This is a genomic window from Bradyrhizobium sp. MI1.4, from assembly GCF_055811315.1.
Map to the genome: position 1 here is coordinate 88,354 of NZ_JBVVPP010000007.1, position 17,054 is coordinate 105,407.

The window sequence follows — 17,054 nt, forward strand, 5'->3', positions numbered from 1 at the left end:
CCCCCCCCCCCCCCCGGGGGGGCCCCCCCCCCCGGGGGGGGGGCCCCAACCCCGGGGGGGGCCAAATGCGCCCGGGGGGGGGCGTCGGGGGGGCCGGCCCCCCCCCCCCGACACCTCGTTCCGCATCTACGTCGCCGGCCGCGTCAAGAACGCCGGCGACATCGGTCGCATGCGCTCGAAATTCAACGGCAAATTCTGGTGGGACATGACCGAGGAAGAACATCAGCGATTTCCGGGCGATTACGAAGCCCAGGTCGGCCAAGGACCGCAGACCATCCATTCCGAGGAGCATTTCGGCCAGAGCGACCGCGGCATCCTCATGATCCGACGCATGCTGAGCAACCAGCTCGAGGCGATGGAAGCAGGCCGCGATCCGATCGGAATCTCGTTCGATGCAAGCGCGCCTCCCGTCGAATTCGAAGCGGGGAATTACATCCGCGAAGGCTGACCTGCCAGCCCCAATCAGGGCTGGACCGACAACGATAACAAAGACTAATTGGGGGAAGCGATGGTCGATGTGACGTCACAAATGTCGGTGCAAACGGCCGCGACGGCAAAACCCTCGGCGCGGCGCTATTACGTGCTAGGCCTGCTCACGATCATCTACGCGCTGAACTTCCTCGACCGCACGATCTTCAACGTGCTGATCGAGCCGATCAAGAAGGAGTTTCAGCTCAGCGATACCATGATGGGCCTGCTCGCGGGCTTCGGCTTCGCGCTGTTCTACTCCCTGCTCGGCATCCCCATCGCGCGCGTCGCCGACCGGCTCAACCGGCGCAACATCGTCGCCGCCGCCTTCGCGTTCTGGAGCGCGATGACGGCGTTGTGCGGCGCCGCTTCGAGCGTCACCTCGTTGGCGCTGGCGAGGATCGGCGTCGGCATCGGCGAATCCGCAGGCTCGCCCGCCTCGCAATCGATCGTGGCCGACCTCTTCGCCAAGAACGAGCGTCCGCGCGCGCTCGGCATCTACGCCGTCGGCACCTATCTCGGCGTATTCCTCGGCTATTTCGTGGGCGGGTACGTCAACCAGCACTATGGCTGGCGGATGGCGTTCTACGTTGCGGGCCTGCCCGGCATCCTGCTTGCTGTTGTCCTGTGGCTGACGATCTCCGAGCCGAAGCGCGGCGCCATGCAGGAGAATTTCGTGCCCGAGCCGCTCGGGCCGACGCTGCGCTTCCTGGCCTCGCAGCGAAGCTTCATCATCGTGCTGATCGGCTTCTGTCTCACCACTTACACGAACTATGCGACCGCGGCGTGGATCCCGCCGTTCCTGGCGCGTGTGCACCATCTGTCGAGCGCGGAGATCGGCACCTATGCCGGCACCTTCAAGGGTCTCGCCGGCATGGCCGGCACCCTGCTCGGCGGCTTCGTGGTGGCGCAGATCAGCCGCCGCGACGACCGCTGGAAGCTGTGGGCGCCCGCCATCACCTCGGGCCTTGCCGGCCCGGTGTTCGCGCTGTGCATGCTGACGCAGGACTTTGCGCTGATGGTGGCCACGCTGGCGCTGACCTCGTTCCTGGTCGGCTTCCATCTCGGACCGATCTTCGCGATCGCGCAGACGGTCGCCAAGCCGAGCATGCGGGCGCTGGCCTCCGCCCTGATCGCGCTCACTGCCACCTGCTTCGGCCAGGGCCTCGGCCCGCTCGCCGTGGGCGTGGTCAACGATGCCCTGAAGGGCGCTTACGGCGCCGACGCGGTGCGCTATTCCCTGCTCTCGGCGGCGGTCACGACCACGCTGGGGGCACTCCTGTTCGTCTGGGCGGCGCGCTCGATCCGGGACGATATCGGCCGGGCGGCCGCCTGACGCCGGTACAGGCCGCAAGCCCGGCGAAACCAACCGGGCGCATTAATGAAACCATTTTGCGGAACCCGCGAAACCATCCGGAAACAGACGGTCTTTACAAGACGAGCCATAGACGGCGGCAAAGCCCGTCGGGAGGCTCAGATGAACCACTCTATCCACTCTGCTGATCGTGCGACCCACCTGAAGATCGTGGTGGTGGCGCTGGTGGCCGGAATTACAGTGGCCGGCTTCGGGATCGCAGCCCGCACAAATGCCGATTACAGCCAGACCGCCCAGTCCGCCCATGTGATCAAGGCCGGCAAGCCGGTCGTGGTAACCAGCGCCGGGACGTCGGAGATCCGCTGACACCGCCCCGCTCCGGGCTGACAGAGGCCGCCGCATGGCGGCCTTTTTCGTTTTCCAGAGCAATGCTTAGCCGGGATGTGCCGACGAAGCGCAACATCCTTGACTTCACCCAGCCCCGCCTTTAAGTCCCCCCTCGTTCCGCGCGCTGTCAGCGAACCACGCGGGAGTAGCTCAGTTGGTTAGAGCGCCGGCCTGTCACGCCGGAGGTCGCGGGTTCGAGCCCCGTCTCTCGCGCCATTTTGGCAATTCCTTCATAGCCTTAGAACAAACTTCTACACGCCTTTCGCTGCTGTGACGGCGATCGCCGGCATCCGTCGAGAACTTGCGCCATAGTCAGCCGAAGCCCGAATCGTCTAGGCCTTGCAGGACTTGGAGGGATCCCCACCCTTTACCGCCTTTTCCGGGGCCCCTGTGATTGAGGAGGCCAGATATGGCTAAGAAGGATTCCACGAAGAAGCCTGCCGCGCCCGCCACCATCACGCTCAAGCACCTCGCCGCCGACATTGCGGAGAGCCAGGACCTGTCGAAGAAGCGCGCCGAGGCCGTTCTGACCGACACGGTCGAACTCATCACCAAGCACCTGAAGAAGGGCGACCGCGTCCGCATCGTCGGCCTTGGCATCCTCCAGGTCCGCAAGCGCGCCGCCCGCACCGGCCGCAATCCCGCCACGGGCGAGCCGATCCACATCAAAGCCACCAAGAAGGTCGCCTTCCGCCCCGTCAAGGAACTAAAAGAGGCGATCTGACCACTCACGTTTCGTTAAGCCTGATCAGCCTCCTCCGGCCTCACCGCACCCTGCTTTTCTGGTATACCGCCTCTCTCCCCTGACCCGGCGGTTTGACCAGAAATGTCCTCCCTCACCTTTTCGCATACCGTGACCGAGCGCTTCCTGCGCTACGTCACCATCGACACCCAGTCCGATCCGGAATCCCCGAGCTCGCCCTCGACGGAGAAGCAGAAGGACCTCGGCCGCGTGCTCGCCGCCGAACTGAAGGCCATGGGCGTCGAGGACGCGCATCTCGACGACTTCGGCTACGTCTATGGAACGATTCCGGGCAACACACCTAAGAAGGTACCGGTGATCTGCTTCTGCTCGCACATGGACACTTCGCCCGACGTCACCGGCAAGAACGTCAAGCCGCAGATGGTGAAGAACTATCGCGGCGGCGACATCACGCTGCCGGGCGATACCAGCCAGGTGATCCGCTTCGCCGAGCATCCGGCGCTGAAGAACCAGATCGGCAACGACATCATCACCACCGACGGCACCACGCTGCTCGGTGCCGACAACAAGGCCGGCGTGGCTGAGATCATGGATGCCGCGCATTTCTTCATCAACAACCCGCAAGTGAAGCACGGCACCATCAAGATCCTGTTCACGCCGGACGAGGAGATCGGCCGCGGCGTCGACAATGTCGACATCAAGAAGCTCGGCGCTGATTTCGGCTACACCATGGACGGCGAGAGCGCGGGTAGCGTCGAGGACGAGACCTTCTCGGCGGACGGCGCCACCATCACCATCAACGGCGTCAGCGCCCATCCCGGCTATGCCAAGGGCAAGATGGAGCACGCCATCAAGATCGCCGCCGCCATCGTCGAGCGCCTGCCCCGGGAAGGCTGCTCGCCCGAGACGACATCAGGCAAGCAGGGTTTTCTGCATCCGATCGGGATCGAGGGTGCGCTGGAGCAGGCTACGCTCTCCTTCATTGTGCGCGACTTCACCGAGGAAGGGCTGAAGGAGAAGGAGATCCTGCTCGAGAACATCGTCAAGGACGTGATGAAGGATTTTCCGCGCTCGACTTACACATTCGAGGTGCGGGAGCAGTACCGCAACATGAAGCAGGTGATCGATCGCCACCCGCACATTCTTGAATACGCCATCGAAGCGATCCGCCGCGCCGGCCTGCGCCCGATGCGCACCGCGATCCGCGGCGGCACCGACGGCTCCCGCCTGTCCTTCATGGGACTGCCCTGCCCCAACATCTTCGCCGGCGAGCACGCATTTCACTCCCGGCTCGAATGGGTCAGCCGGCAGGACATGGAGAAGGCGGTGCAGACGATCGTCCATCTCGCCATGATCTGGGAGGAGAAGGCTTAGGCCTCTCGTCAAAAGGCAATATGGCTGGGATCGCTCCCGGCCATCGTCCTGCACGTTACGGCACCCGCATCGCACGCGGAGAGCGATGGAAGCGGTTGGAGCTCGCCATCCAGTTCGGGAGCGGCGCGCCGTCGCGATGCCGGCCACCGGCAACAGCCGCAGCCCAGGCCACCGCAGCGCCGATCAGGGTTGCTGCCGCAACGGAGAAGGCGACGATGATGGAGTTACGCCGCGCCCGATTGATGGCCGTCCTTGAATCCGCGATCAGCGTGTCGACCCGTCGCTCCGAGTCGGGTGCTGCAAGTCCCGTCAACGCGGCCACCTGCTGCACGAGGTAGGCCCGGTCATCGGTGCTGACGCCGCTGTGGCTCGACGACGTCATCAGGATGCGTCCCGCTTCGGCACGAGGTTCCCTGAGGTCGGTGTTGGGGGGCCGCCGCGCTGCGCGAAACAGCTTATCCAGCTCGTAGCTCAACAGAGGCTCGGCGGCGGAGGTACTGCTCGCCGAACTGCGCATCGGCGAGCGGTCAATCGCAGCTGCGCCGAGCATCGCGAGCAGAGCGGCACCAAGCAGCACGGCGAGCGCCCAGGACATCAGGCCATGCAGCCCGTCCCGCCGTTCGCCCTCGTCTTCGATCGTTGTGACCGCCGGGGCTGGTCGCGTCGTCCGGCCGGCGATATAGCCGCCGAAGCCGAAGCTGATAATCGCCTGGATGATCAGATACAGCCCCGACAGCAAAGCCAGCGCCGCCGATGCATCGCGCCATGTCGGCGAGGCTGAACTGACGCCCAGGCCGACGGCGACTCCAAAGCCGACCAGGATGAACGACATTGCGCCGGCAGCCAAAGCGCCTGCGATCACCGAGCTCCACTGGATGATGCGCCTTTCATCGGCAGCGACGCCGCCGCCTTCCACGATGTCTTCCCGTATGAGAGTTTCCATGGTCATCGCCGCTCTCTCAGCGCAAGCCGAAGAACGACAGGATCGCCATGACCACCACGATCAAGCCGATGAGATAAATCAATCCGTCCATGGTCCGTCCTCCTCAATTTCTCCTCGTCGCTAATCACAATGAACAAGGAACGTTCCAAATTGGACCGAGCCCGCGGGAACGAACCCGCGCGATGCGGATTATCTGTCCAAGTCCCAAGGATGAAGTTTGTGAGCACGAAAGCCTCAGCCGGTAAGTCCCGGCTGGGGCTTTCTTTTTGTGCGCCGGTTCCTGTCCTATGTTAACGACGCCGGCTCTCGGATCATCAAGGATGCGCTCGGGGCGGGAACCTCCGGATCGGGAGAGCCGCGTGGATCGCAGAACCGCGTGCCTTCATCAGGCAGATGCATTCCGGGAAAAGGCGATCGCCGATCCCGAGCACCACGACCAGTGGATCGATGAAGCCATCAAATGGCTGGAACGGGCCATGGAAGCGGGCTGCCGCGCCATCGTCACGGTCGAAGGCGGCGATATGCCGAACGTGGCACGCGGAGCGGCAGCCGATGCTCGGCTGAGCTTGATCACACGCCAATGAGAAGAGCTGCCGTCTTCGCGAGCGCTGCGGCAATTGTTCCCGGAACGTAACAATGTTGCGGGTCGACACTGTTCCCAACGCCATGCTAGGCCGGGCGCAGACCGCAACCAGAGTGACGTCGTGCTCGCGAACCGCCAGCCCTCAGGATCATGCCGGCCGCGCAACTGGCGCGGGCTGCTGTCTGTGCTGATCGCGGTCGTCTACCTGCTCGCGGGAGCGCTGCATGGCCTGCACGACATCGACGTCACCACGCCCGGTGGCGGCTCGGAGATTAGCGCGGTGCTTGACGGCTCGGCGGATCACAACGACCACAAGGCCATCGGCGGGCATCATTGCCATGGCTGCTTCTCGGTGACGGTGGCGCAGCCGACGCCACCGGCCGGATCGATCGGGCTCGTGTCCGCATCGCGCCCGCAACGCGCACCCCGGCTCGCCGGCATTGTTCCCGACACCGACTCCCCGCCTCCCAAACATAGGGCCTGAACGGATTGGTCGGGCGCCATGAGCGTCCATTCGGTTCATCCTCACAGGTCGGTTTCATGTTTTTCAGGGGAATGGCCGCGCGCCTGGCGTGCGCGGCAGCGTGTCTGATTGCCGGATCGGCGCTTGCGCCATCTCACGCCCAGACTCTGACGATGCGGAGCGCGCTTTCGCGCGCGCTGGCCGCGAGCCCGCGGCTGACCGCGGCGGAGCGCGATGTCGGCATCGCCACGGGCCAGCGCATCCAGGCAGGTGCGCTTCTCAATCCGGAACTGACCTACGAACAGGACAATTCGTTCGGGTCCGGCATCTATCGCGGCACACGATCGGCCGAGACCACGCTCCAGATCAGCCAGGCCTTCGAGCTGTTCGGCAAGCGCGACGCGCGGATTGCAGCTGGCGTCGCCGGCATCGAGGTCGCCGCGATCCAGCGCAAAGCCGTCAGGCTGGAGGTGCTGTCGGAGACCGCGATCGCCTTCCTCAGCGTGCTCGGCGCACAGCGGCGCATCCAGATCCTCGACGAGCAGATCACCGCCATCGACCGGCTGACGCCGCTTTTGCGCCGACGCGTCGAGGCCGGCGCCTCCTCGCCGGCCGAGACCGGCCGTGCGGAGGTGGCGTCCGCACTGGTGAAGGCCGACCGCGAGCGCTTCAAGGCGACGCTGGCCAGCGCCCGGCGCGAGCTTGCGGTCTTGATGGGCGACGCGGCACCGAAATTCGGCGAGGTCTCCGGACGGCTCGACACCATGGGCCGGCCGCCGACGTTCCAGTCGGTCGTCGCCGCGATCGATGCCAATCCGCAGCTGGTGCGCTGGACCGCGATCTATGCCCAGCGCAACGCCGAGCTGTTGCTGGCGCGGCTAAGGCCCTATCCCGACGTGCGGATCGCCGCCGGCTGGCGCCATTTCAACGAGACCAATGACGACGCGGCGCGCCTCACCGTCTCGGTGCCGATCCCCGTGTTCGACCAGAACCAGGGCAATATCCTTTCGGCCCAGGAAAGCCTCGCCAAGACCAAGGCCGAGCGCGAGGCCAACCGCAACACGCTGATCGTGGTCGCCGGCCGCGCCTACGACTCGCTGCAGGGCTCGCTGCGCGAGCTCGCGGTGCTGCGCGAGAGCGCCATTCCCAAGGCCACCGAAGCCTCGGACGCCATCGCGCAAGGCTACGGCCAGGGCCGCTTCAGCCTGCTCGAAGTGCTCGATGCCCAGGCCAGCGTCACCCAGGCGCGGCTGCGCGAGCAGGAGGCGCTGCAGAATTTCCACGCGGGGGTGGCGACCATCGAAGGGCTCGTCGGCAATCCCTTTACGCTGGCGCGGGAGAGCGCACGATGAAGACGTCCTCCACCATCCTCGTCGCATTCGTTGCCGCCGCACTTGGCGTCGCACTTGGCGCTTACGGCTATTCCCTGCTCGGCCCGGCCAGGGTCGAGCATGCCGAACACGCCGCGGACAAGAAGCCGGAGAAGCCGAACGACCATGTCGAGCAGGACGAGCACGGTGCCGACCGGATCCGCATCTCCGACGTCAAGCTTGCCGCCGCCGGCGTGACGCTGGCGGAAGCCGGGAGCGTCACGCTGACCGACACGCTCGCCTTCAACGGCATCCTGCGCGCCAACCAGGAAGCCGTGGTGCAGGTGACGCCGCGCTTTCCCGGCGTTGCCAAATCGATCCAGAAGCGCATCGGCGACGAGGTCGGCAAGGACGATCTGCTCGCCGCGATCGAGAGCAACCAGAGCCTCACCGTCTACGAGCTCAAGGCGCCGCTTGCCGGCACCGTCATCGAGCGGCAGATCTCGCTCGGCGAATACGCCTCCGAGCAGAAGCCGGCCTTCGTCGTCGCCGACCTCTCCACCATCTGGGTCGATCTGTCGATCTATCGCCAGGATCTGCGGCGCGTTCGTCTCAACGACGAGGTGCTGATCGATCCCGACGACGGCCGCGGCGAGATCAAGGGCACGATCGCCTACATGGCCCCGATCGGCTCGAGCGAGACCCAGACGGCGCTGGCGCGCGTGGTGCTGCCAAATCCGGACGGGCGCTTGCGTCCCGGCCTGTTTGTCACGGCACGGCTGATCCTCGCCGCCCGCAACGTCGCGGTCGCGGTGCGCAAAAGCGCGATCCAGACGCTGGAGAACAGGACTATCGTGTTCGTTCGTGAGGACGGCGACAAGATCGAGGCGCGCCCGGTGGAGCTTGGCGATTCCGACCCGCGCCATGTCGAGATCAAGGCCGGTCTATCGGCCGGCGAGCATTACGTCGCGGAAAACAGCTTCGTCGTGAAGGCGGAGATGGGCAAGGGCGAGGCCGAGCATGATTGAGCGTCTCATCGCGGTCTCGCTGCAGCAGCGCTGGCTGGTCCTGCTGCTCGCGCTCGGCGCCGTCGCTTTCGGAGCGTGGAATTTCCAACGCCTTCCGATCGACGCCGTGCCCGACATCACCAACGTCCAGGTCCAGATCAACACCCGCGCCCCCGGCTATTCGCCGCTGGAAACCGAGCAGCGCATCACCTTCCCGGTCGAGACCGCGATGGGCGGGCTGCCCAAGCTCGACTACACGCGCTCGCTGTCGCGCTACGGCCTGAGTCAGGTGACCGTCGTCTTCAAGGACGGCACCGACATCTATTTTGCCCGCCAGCTCGTCGGCGAACGGATCCAGCAGGTGAAGGACCAGCTTCCGGCCGGCGTCGAGGTCGCGATGGGACCGGTCTCGACCGGGCTCGGCGAAATCTTCATGTACACCGTCGAGGCCAAGGCGGGCGCGAAGACGCAAGGCGGCCACGACTATTCGCTGACCGACTTGCGCACCGTGCAGGACTGGATCATCAAGCCGCAGCTTCGCAACGTGCCGGGGGTGATCGAGGTCAACACCATCGGCGGCTTCGAGCGGCAATTCCATGTGCTCCCCGATCCCGGCAAGCTGATGGCCTACCGGCTCGGCTTTCGCGACGTCATGACGGCGCTCGCCGCCAACAATGCCAATGTCGGCGCCGGCTATATCGAGCGCAACGGCGAGCAATATCTGGTTCGCTCGCCGGGCCAGGTCGGCAATGTCGGCGAAATCAGGGACATCGTCATCGGCTCGCGCGGCGGCAATCCCGTCAGGATCAGGGATATCGCGACCGTCACCGAAGGCCGCGATTTGCGCACGGGAGCCGCAACGCGCGATGGCGAGGAAACCGTGCTCGGCACCGCCATGCTTTTGATCGGCGAGAACAGCCGCACCGTGGCGCGCCGTGTCGCGGCCCGGCTGGAGGATATCGCCAAATCGCTGCCCGACGGCGTCGTGACGCGGACCGTCTACGACCGCACCGATCTGGTCGAAGCCACCATCCGCACCGTCGAGAGCAATCTGCTGGAAGGCGCGGCCCTGGTCGTGGCCGTGCTGTTCCTGATCCTCGGCAACATCCGCGCCGCGCTGGTGGTGGCTTGCGTCATTCCGCTGTCCATGGCCATGACGGTCACCGGCATGGTCGAGGCCAAGGTCAGCGCGAACCTGATGAGCCTGGGTGCAATCGATTTCGGCATCATCGTCGACGGCGCCGTGATCATCGTCGAGAACTGCCTGCGCATGCTGGCCGAGGTCCAGCGCGAGAAAGGCGGCCTGCTCACGATCTCCGAACGGCTGCGCGCGATCCGGAGTGGGTCGAGCGAGGTGATCAAGCCGAGCCTGTTCGGAACGCTGATCATCGCAGTGGTCTACCTGCCGGTGCTGACGCTGACCGGCGTCGAGGGCAAGATGTTCACGCCGATGGCCCTGACGGTGCTGATGGCGCTGGGTGCCGCGGTGCTGTTCTCCATCACCTTCGTGCCGGCGGCGGTTGCCATCTTCGTCACCGGCAAGGTGTCCGAACACGAAAACCTGTTCATGCGGCTGGCGAAGCGCGCCTATCTCCCCGTGCTCCGGCTGGCGATCGACCATCGCCTCGGCGTCGCAATCATGGCCGCCATCATCGTGGTCGCAAGCTGCGTTGCCGCCGCGCGCATGGGCGGCGAGTTCATCCCGAGCCTGGACGAAGGCGACGTCGCGCTGGCCTCGATCCGGATTCCCGGCACCAGCCTGACCCAGTCGCTGGACCTGCAAAAGGCGCTGGAAAAGCGCGTCAAGCAGATTCCGGAGGTGAAGGAGTTCTTCACCCGCATCGGCACCGCCGAGATCGCAACCGACCCGATGTCGCCGGCACAGACCGACGGCTACATCATGCTGAAGCCGCGCGCCGGATGGCCCGACCCTGGCAGCTCCAAGGCCGAGGTGATCGAGGCCATCGCCCGTGCCGCTGACGACATCCCCGGCAGCGCCTATGAAATCTCCCAGCCGATCCAGTTCCGCGTCAACGAGTTGATCTCCGGCGTGCGAAGCGACGTCGGCGTCAAGATCTTCGGCGACGACCTCGAGATCCTGCAAGGCGCGGCAAAACAGGTCGAAGCCGCGATCCGCGGCATCCGCGGCGCCAGCGACGTCAAGATCGAGCAGGTCTCGGGCCTGCCGATCCTCACCGTCCGCCTCGACCGCCAGGCGCTCGCCCGGTATGGGCTCAGCATCAGCGAGGTGCAGGGCATCGTCGAGATCGCGGTCGGCGGCAAGTCGGCCGGCAAGCTGTTCGAGGGCGACCGCCGCTTCGACATCGTCGTGCGCCTGCCGGAACATCTGCGCGGCGATCTCGAGGTCATCCGGGCGATCCCGATCCCGCTGCCGCCGGGTGAGGAAGCAGCAATCGGCGCGCCAATCCGGACCGCATTGCCCGCCCCTCCCCTTGCCCAGATGCGCTATGTGCCGCTGTCGTCGGTCGCAACCGTCGAAGCGACGCCTGGCCCGAACCAGATCAGCCGCGAGAACGGCAAGCGGCGCATTGTGGTCACCGCCAATGTCCGCGCGCGCGATCTCGGCTCCTTCGTCACCGAGGCCGAGGCAGCCGCCGCGGAGAAGGTCAAGCTGCCGCCGGGCTACTGGATCGGCTGGGGCGGACAGTTCGAGCAATTGGTCTCCGCCACCAAGCGGCTGACGCTCGTGGTGCCGTTGGCGCTGCTGCTGGTCTTCCTGCTGCTGTTCATGGGCATGGGATCGGCGGCTGATGCGGCGCTCGTGTTCTCCGGCGTGCCGCTGGCACTGACCGGCGGCGTCATGGCGCTGCTGCTGCGCGGTATTCCGCTGTCCATCAGCGCCGGCGTCGGCTTCATCGCACTGTCGGGCGTCGCTGTCCTCAACGGGCTCGTCATCATCGCCTTCATCGAGCGGCTGCGCAGCGAGGGCCAACCCGTTACCGACGCGGTGCGCGAGGGCGCGCTGACACGCCTGCGTCCGGTGCTGATGACGGCGCTGGTCGCGTCCCTCGGCTTCGTGCCGATGGCCCTTGCCACCGGGGCCGGTGCCGAGGTGCAGCGGCCGCTTGCGACCGTGGTGATCGGCGGTATCATCTCCTCGACCGTGCTGACGCTGCTGGTGCTGCCGGCGCTCTACGTGCTGTTCCGCCGTGACGGGGCTGCCGAAACGCCTACAATAGCGCCTGATTTGGCAGCGTCCAGGGAGCGATAGAGGTGGGCAGCCACGACCATCACGGCCATCATCACGATGATCATAGCCACGGCCATGATCACGATCATGGTGGCCACGCCCATGCCCATGCGCCCGCCAGTTTCGGCAAGGCGTTCGCAATCGGCATCTCACTCAACACCGCGCTGGTCGCGGCGGAGGCCGTCTACGGCTATATCGGCAACTCCACGGCTCTGCTTGCGGATGCCGGCCATAATCTTAGCGACGTGCTCGGCCTGGTCGTGGCCTGGTGCGCGTCGATCGCGGCGCGGCGCGCGCCCAGCGGCCGCTTCACCTATGGCCTGCGCGCCTCCACCATCCTGGCGGCGCTGGCGAACGCGGTGTTCCTGCTGGTCGCAACCGGCGCGATCGGCTGGGAAGCGATTTTGCGCCTGCGGGAGCCGGAGCCGGTCGCCGGCATCACCGTGATGGTGGTCGCCGGCATCGGCATCCTCATCAACGGTTTTACCGCCATGTTGTTCGCGCGCGGTCGCAAGGACGACATCAACATCGAAGGCGCCTATCTGCACATGGCGGCCGACGCCGCGGTCTCGCTCGGCGTCGTCATCTCGGCGGCGCTGATCATCTGGACCGGCTGGCTCTGGCTCGATCCCGTCACCAGCCTCGTCATCTGCGCCACCATCCTCTGGAGCACCACCAGCCTGCTCCGTGGCTCCATCGACATGTCGATGGCGGCGGCGCCCAGGGGCACCGACATTGCCGCGATCAAGATCCTTCTGCTGGAGCGGCCCGGCGTCACTGCGATCCACGATCTCCACGTCTGGCCGATCTCGACCACCGAGACGGCGCTGACCTGCCACCTCGTCATGCCCACCGGCGCCGGCGATGCCTTCCTGATGGAGACGGCGCAGATGCTGAAGCGCTCCCACCGCATCGGCCACACCACGCTTCAGATCGAGACGCATCCGGACAATGGCTGCGCGCTGGCGCCGGATGACGTGGTGTGAGGTAGTTGCGTTGCTGCGTCCCCATCGTCATTGCGAGGAGCGAAGCGACGAAGCAATCCAGACTGCCTCCGCGGAGAACGGTCTGGATTGCTTCGCTGCGCTCGCAATGATGGGGACAGAGCGACGCCTACGCCGCCTTCGCCGTCACGATCCAGATCGCGCCCTGGAGCGCCACGCTCTGACCCTTCAGGAACGGCGCGAGCGTCTCGCGGATCGAGGCTTTTGCCGCGGCATAGGTCTCCGGCGGATGCCCTTGCAGCGCGCGGCTCGCCGGGCCGATCTGGAGCGAGCCTTCGACCGCGGCATCGAGCCCGCCGCCAATCGCGACGTCCATCGCGAGATTGTGCGGCTCCATCGCGACGTCGATGAAGCCCGCGCCTTTCAGGATGCGCGTCACGCGCTCTTCGGAGGCGAAGGCGAACGGGCCCGGCTCCTCCGGCCCGACCGGCGGCATCTTGGGAACGTGCTTGTAGACCGCCATAAGCGGCGCCATCATCCACGGATTTTCCTTTGGCTCGCGCCAGCAGGCAAACGCCAACCGTCCCGTTGGCTTCAGCGCGCGGCGGAGATTGGTGAAAGACGCGATGGGATCGGCGAAGAACATCACGCCGAACCGCGAGGCCAGCAGGTCAAAGCTCGCCGGCTCGAACGGATGCACCGTCGCATCGGCCAGCACGAAATCGAGCGGCAGGCCTTTTGGCGCAAACGCGCGCGCCTGCGACAGCATCGGCTCGGAGACGTCAAGCCCGAGCGCAAAGCCATCAGGCGCGACAGCCTTCGCGAACGCGAACGTCGTCGCACCGGAGCCACAGCCGATGTCGAGGACGCGCTCGCCCGGCTTCGGCCTGGCGCGGGCGATCAGCACGTCGGCAATGGGTCCCAGCAGGCTCTCCTGCGCCGCATGGCGATCGGCCCAGCGCTGCCCGCTGGGGCCATTCCAGTAGGCGATCTGATCGGCGTTCTGCTCGTGTCCGCTTGGTTGTTGCATCAGGACCTCTGTGGCTCGGTATCGCCCGCCTGCGCCTATCGGCTTCGGCGCGGCAGCCTTCGTTCGCTTCGCGCCAATAACGTGTGAGGCTGGCTCGCCGAGCCGAAGCTCGCGAAGCGAGCAAAGGCTGGTGGGCGGTGAGAGATTCGAACTCCCGACCCTCTCGGTGTAAACGAGATGCTCTAACCAGCTGAGCTAACCGCCCTCGCCGCTTCTTTATCCCTACCGGCCCCGAACGGGCAAGCGCGGAACGCCAATTCCTGGCCTCAATCCTGTGGCCGGCCCGGCAGCAGCGGCACCGCGTCGATCCACACCGCCGCCGAGTGGCACCAGATCTGCCTGACGGGCCGCAATTTGTCGCGCTGGCGGATGCTGCCCCAGCGGATGCCCCAATCGTCCTCCTGGTCGCCCTCGCCGCTCGTGAACAGCGGGGAACCGCAGTCGGCGCAAAAGTGCTGGAAGCGCATCCGGCCGTTGTCGCCGCGCTTGCCGTAGATCCTGGGCGTGCCGGCAGTCAGGCGGACTTCGGCGCCCGAACAGACGGCCGTCACCCGGAAGGGCGAGCCGGTCAGTGTCTGGCAATCGGTGCAGTGGCAGACCGACACCGTCTCGGGGTCGATCTCGGCTTCAAAGGTAATCTCGCCGCAATGGCATTGCCCGTCGATGTGCATTGTCGTCATCCGCTGCCCAAAACAAAATGCCCCACAAAAAAACGGCGCCCGAAGGCGCCGTTTTATCATCTTTTTCGAGCTGCGATCTCAGTGAGCGGTCAGGCCGCCGGCGGCTTCGTCGCCGTCCGGCTTCACCGTCACCTTGGTGTCCTCTTCCCAGACGATCGGCACTGGCTTCTTGACCAGCGCCTTGGCGACGACGTCGTCGAGGCGCGAGACCGGGATGATCTCCATGCCGCCCTTGATCGCATCGGAAATCTCCGTGAGATCCTTGGCGTTGTCCTCAGGAATCAGCACCGTCTTGATGCCGCCGCGGGCAGCAGCCAGCAGCTTCTCCTTCAAGCCGCCGATCGGCAGCACGCGGCCGCGCAGCGTGATTTCGCCGGTCATCGCGACATCGTGGCGGACCGGGATGCCGGTCATGACCGAGATGATCGCGGTGGCCATCGCCACGCCCGCCGACGGACCGTCCTTCGGCGTCGCGCCTTCCGGCACGTGCACGTGGATGTCGCGCCGGTCGAACAGCGGCGGCTCGATGCCGTAGACGATCGCGCGCGAGCGGACATAGGACGCCGCCGCCGAGATCGATTCCTTCATCACGTCACGCAGATTGCCCGTGACCGTCATCTTGCCCTTGCCGGGCATCATGACGCCTTCGATCGTCAGCAACTCGCCGCCGACATCGGTCCAGGCAAGGCCGGTGACGATGCCGACCTGCGGCTCGCTCTCGATCTCACCGTAGCGGTACTTCGGCACGCCCAGAAGCTCTTCGAGAGTCTTCTCGGTGATCTTGACCGACTTCTTCTTGGAGATCATCAGCTCCTTCACCGCCTTGCGGGCGAGTGTGGAGAGCTCACGCTCCAAATTGCGCACGCCCGCTTCGCGGGTGTAGCGGCGGATCAGAAGCAGCAGCGCGTCGTCGTCGATCGAGAACTCCTTGGAGTCCAGGCCGTGCTTGGACACCGCGGTCGGGATCAAGTGCTTGCGCGCGATCTCGACCTTCTCGTTCTCGGTGTAGCCCGCGATCCGGATGATCTCCATGCGGTCCATCAGCGGTCCCGGAATATTGAGCGTATTCGCGGTCGTGATGAACATCACGTTGGACAGATCGTAGTCGACCTCGAGATAGTGGTCGTTGAAGGTCGCGTTCTGCTCGGGGTCGAGGACCTCGAGCAGCGCCGAGGACGGATCGCCGCGGAAATCGGCGCCCATCTTGTCGATCTCGTCCAGCAGGAACAGCGGATTGGACGACTTCGCCTTCCGCATCGACTGGATGATCTTGCCGGGCATCGAGCCGATATAGGTGCGGCGGTGCCCGCGGATCTCGGCCTCGTCGCGCACGCCACCGAGCGAGACGCGCACGAATTCGCGCCCCGTCGCCTTCGCGATCGACTTGCCGAGCGAGGTCTTGCCGACGCCGGGAGGGCCGACGAGGCACAGGATCGGGCCCGTCAGCTTGTTGGCGCGCGACTGTACGGCGAGATACTCGACGATGCGGTCCTTGACCTTCTCCAGCCCGTAGTGATCCGCATCCAGAACCGCCTGCGCGGCTTCCAGATCCTTCTTCACCTTGGACTTCTTGTTCCACGGAATCGACAGCAGCCAATCCAGATAGTTGCGCACGACGGTCGCTTCCGCGGACATCGGCGACATCTGGCGCAGCTTCTTCAATTCATGCTGCGCCTTCTCGCGCGCTTCCTTGGAGAGCTTGGTCTTGGAGATCTTCTCTTCGAGATCGGCGAGCTCGTCGCGACCGTCGTCGTCGCCGAGCTCCTTCTGGATCGCCTTCATCTGCTCGTTGAGATAGTACTCGCGCTGGGTCTTCTCCATCTGGCGCTTGACGCGCGAGCGGATGCGCTTCTCGACCTGGAGCACCGAGATCTCGCTCTCCATCAGGCCCAGCACCTTCTCCAGGCGCTGCGTGACCGACAGCGTCTCCAGGATGCCCTGGCGATCCGCGATCTTGACGGCGAGATGCGAGGCGACGGTGTCGGCGAGCTTGGCAAAATCGGTGATCGCCTGCACGACGCCGACGACCTCGGCCGAGATCTTCTTGTTGAGCTTCACGTAGCTCTCGAAGTCGGACACGACGGAGCGCGCCATGGCCTCCGCCTCGACCGACTTCGCATCGGTATCGGCGAGCGCAATCGCGGTCGCTTCGTAATAGTCGGCGCGATCGGTGTACTTCTGCACGCGCGCCCGCTCGAGCCCTTCGACCAGCACCTTCACAGTGCCGTCGGGAAGCTTCAAGAGCTGGAGCACGCTGGCAAGCGTACCGGTCTCGTAAATGGAATCGGGTGCCGGATCATCGTCGGACGCGTTCTTCTGGGTCGCGAGCATGATCAGCGCGTCGTTCTTCATCACCTCTTCGAGCGCGCGGATCGACTTCTCGCGGCCGACGAAGAGCGGAACGATCATGTGCGGGAAGACGACGATGTCGCGCAGGGGCAGCACGGGATAGGCGTGCGTTTCGCCATGGACGATGGTTGGCCTGGGTTTTGGATTGGTCATGGCCTTTTCCTTTTGCTTTGCCCCCTTGCACGCAGCCCGCCATGCTCATGCGCAACCGCCACAAGGTGCCGAGGTGACCCGCAATACCGATCGCTCCTTTTGAGGTTGGACCGGCTTGCCGAATCGGAACTGAG

Annotated in this window: 15 protein-coding genes and 2 tRNA genes; 12 read left to right on the plus strand and 5 right to left on the minus strand. The window is 65.4% G+C overall.

Annotation, left to right across the window (positions count from 1 at the left end; genetic code table 11):
- From AC0L23_RS10545 to pepT, 6 genes are all read left to right on the plus strand, one after another.
- A partial coding sequence (locus AC0L23_RS10545; protein WP_473356847.1) for an SRPBCC family protein occupies positions 1-448 on the plus strand: 448 nt, incomplete at its 5' end.
- Between the two features lie 60 nt (positions 449-508).
- Positions 509-1,804: a spinster family MFS transporter gene (locus AC0L23_RS10550; protein ID WP_026232876.1), complete on the plus strand. Its 1,296-nt coding sequence runs from the start codon at positions 509-511 to the stop codon at positions 1,802-1,804.
- Positions 1,805-1,945: 141 nt separating this feature from the next.
- Positions 1,946-2,149 carry a hypothetical protein gene (locus AC0L23_RS10555; protein WP_026232877.1) on the plus strand — a complete coding sequence of 68 codons (204 nt, stop codon included), beginning with the start codon at positions 1,946-1,948 and terminating at the stop codon, positions 2,147-2,149.
- Positions 2,150-2,309: 160 nt separating this feature from the next.
- Positions 2,310-2,386, plus strand: a tRNA-Asp gene (locus AC0L23_RS10560).
- Positions 2,387-2,579: 193 nt separating this feature from the next.
- Positions 2,580-2,894, plus strand: a complete 315-nt coding sequence (locus AC0L23_RS10565; RefSeq protein WP_473356848.1) for an HU family DNA-binding protein — start codon at positions 2,580-2,582, stop codon at positions 2,892-2,894.
- Positions 2,895-2,996: 102 nt separating this feature from the next.
- Complete coding sequence (gene pepT / locus AC0L23_RS10570) at positions 2,997-4,247, plus strand: peptidase T (protein ID WP_085353354.1); 1,251 nt, start codon at positions 2,997-2,999, stop codon at positions 4,245-4,247.
- A gap of 55 nt (positions 4,248-4,302) precedes the next feature.
- Here pepT and AC0L23_RS10575 read toward each other — a convergent pair whose 3' ends face one another.
- Positions 4,303-5,196, minus strand: coding sequence for a hypothetical protein (locus AC0L23_RS10575; RefSeq protein WP_018455101.1), 894 nt, complete (start codon positions 5,194-5,196; stop codon positions 4,303-4,305).
- A gap of 353 nt (positions 5,197-5,549) precedes the next feature.
- Between AC0L23_RS10575 and AC0L23_RS10580 the strand changes: the two genes are divergently transcribed.
- The 6 genes from AC0L23_RS10580 to AC0L23_RS10605 all read left to right on the plus strand — a co-directional run bounded on the left by AC0L23_RS10580 (position 5,550) and on the right by AC0L23_RS10605 (position 12,750).
- Entirely contained in the window at positions 5,550-5,774 is a 225-nt protein-coding gene (locus AC0L23_RS10580) for a protein-tyrosine phosphatase family protein (protein ID WP_247336870.1), read from the plus strand.
- A 120-nt stretch (positions 5,775-5,894) separates the two neighbouring features.
- Positions 5,895-6,257, plus strand: a complete 363-nt coding sequence (locus AC0L23_RS10585; RefSeq protein ID WP_247336873.1) for a hypothetical protein — start codon at positions 5,895-5,897, stop codon at positions 6,255-6,257.
- A 56-nt stretch (positions 6,258-6,313) separates the two neighbouring features.
- The gene (gene ihpA, locus AC0L23_RS10590; protein ID WP_085353357.1) at positions 6,314-7,588 is read left to right on the plus strand and encodes a divalent metal ion exporter subunit IhpA; all 1,275 of its coding nucleotides are present in this window, start codon (positions 6,314-6,316) and stop codon (positions 7,586-7,588) included.
- Positions 7,585-8,574 carry a divalent metal ion exporter adaptor subunit IhpB gene (ihpB, locus tag AC0L23_RS10595; protein ID WP_204511355.1) on the plus strand — a complete coding sequence of 330 codons (990 nt, stop codon included), beginning with the start codon at positions 7,585-7,587 and terminating at the stop codon, positions 8,572-8,574. The genes ihpA and ihpB overlap by 4 nt, the downstream gene beginning before the upstream one ends.
- On the plus strand, positions 8,567-11,785 hold the full coding sequence (locus AC0L23_RS10600; RefSeq protein WP_473356849.1) for an efflux RND transporter permease subunit: 3,219 nt from the start codon (positions 8,567-8,569) through the stop codon (positions 11,783-11,785). The genes ihpB and AC0L23_RS10600 overlap by 8 nt, the downstream gene beginning before the upstream one ends.
- A 2-nt stretch (positions 11,786-11,787) precedes the next feature.
- Entirely contained in the window at positions 11,788-12,750 is a 963-nt protein-coding gene (locus tag AC0L23_RS10605) for a cation diffusion facilitator family transporter (protein WP_162496492.1), read from the plus strand.
- Between the two features lie 127 nt (positions 12,751-12,877).
- Here the strand turns inward: AC0L23_RS10605 and AC0L23_RS10610 are convergent, their stop codons facing one another.
- The 4 genes from AC0L23_RS10610 to lon all read right to left on the minus strand — a co-directional run bounded on the left by AC0L23_RS10610 (position 12,878) and on the right by lon (position 16,920).
- A complete protein-coding gene (locus tag AC0L23_RS10610) occupies positions 12,878-13,738 on the minus strand; it encodes a class I SAM-dependent methyltransferase (protein ID WP_085384772.1) in 861 nt (286 codons plus the stop codon).
- A 128-nt stretch (positions 13,739-13,866) separates the two neighbouring features.
- Positions 13,867-13,943, minus strand: a tRNA-Val gene (locus AC0L23_RS10615).
- A gap of 61 nt (positions 13,944-14,004) precedes the next feature.
- On the minus strand, positions 14,005-14,409 hold the full coding sequence (locus tag AC0L23_RS10620; RefSeq protein ID WP_473356850.1) for a GFA family protein: 405 nt from the start codon (positions 14,407-14,409) through the stop codon (positions 14,005-14,007).
- Between the two features lie 87 nt (positions 14,410-14,496).
- Positions 14,497-16,920, minus strand: coding sequence for an endopeptidase La (lon, locus tag AC0L23_RS10625; protein WP_018455109.1), 2,424 nt, complete (start codon positions 16,918-16,920; stop codon positions 14,497-14,499).
- Positions 16,921-17,054 lie beyond the last annotated feature (134 nt).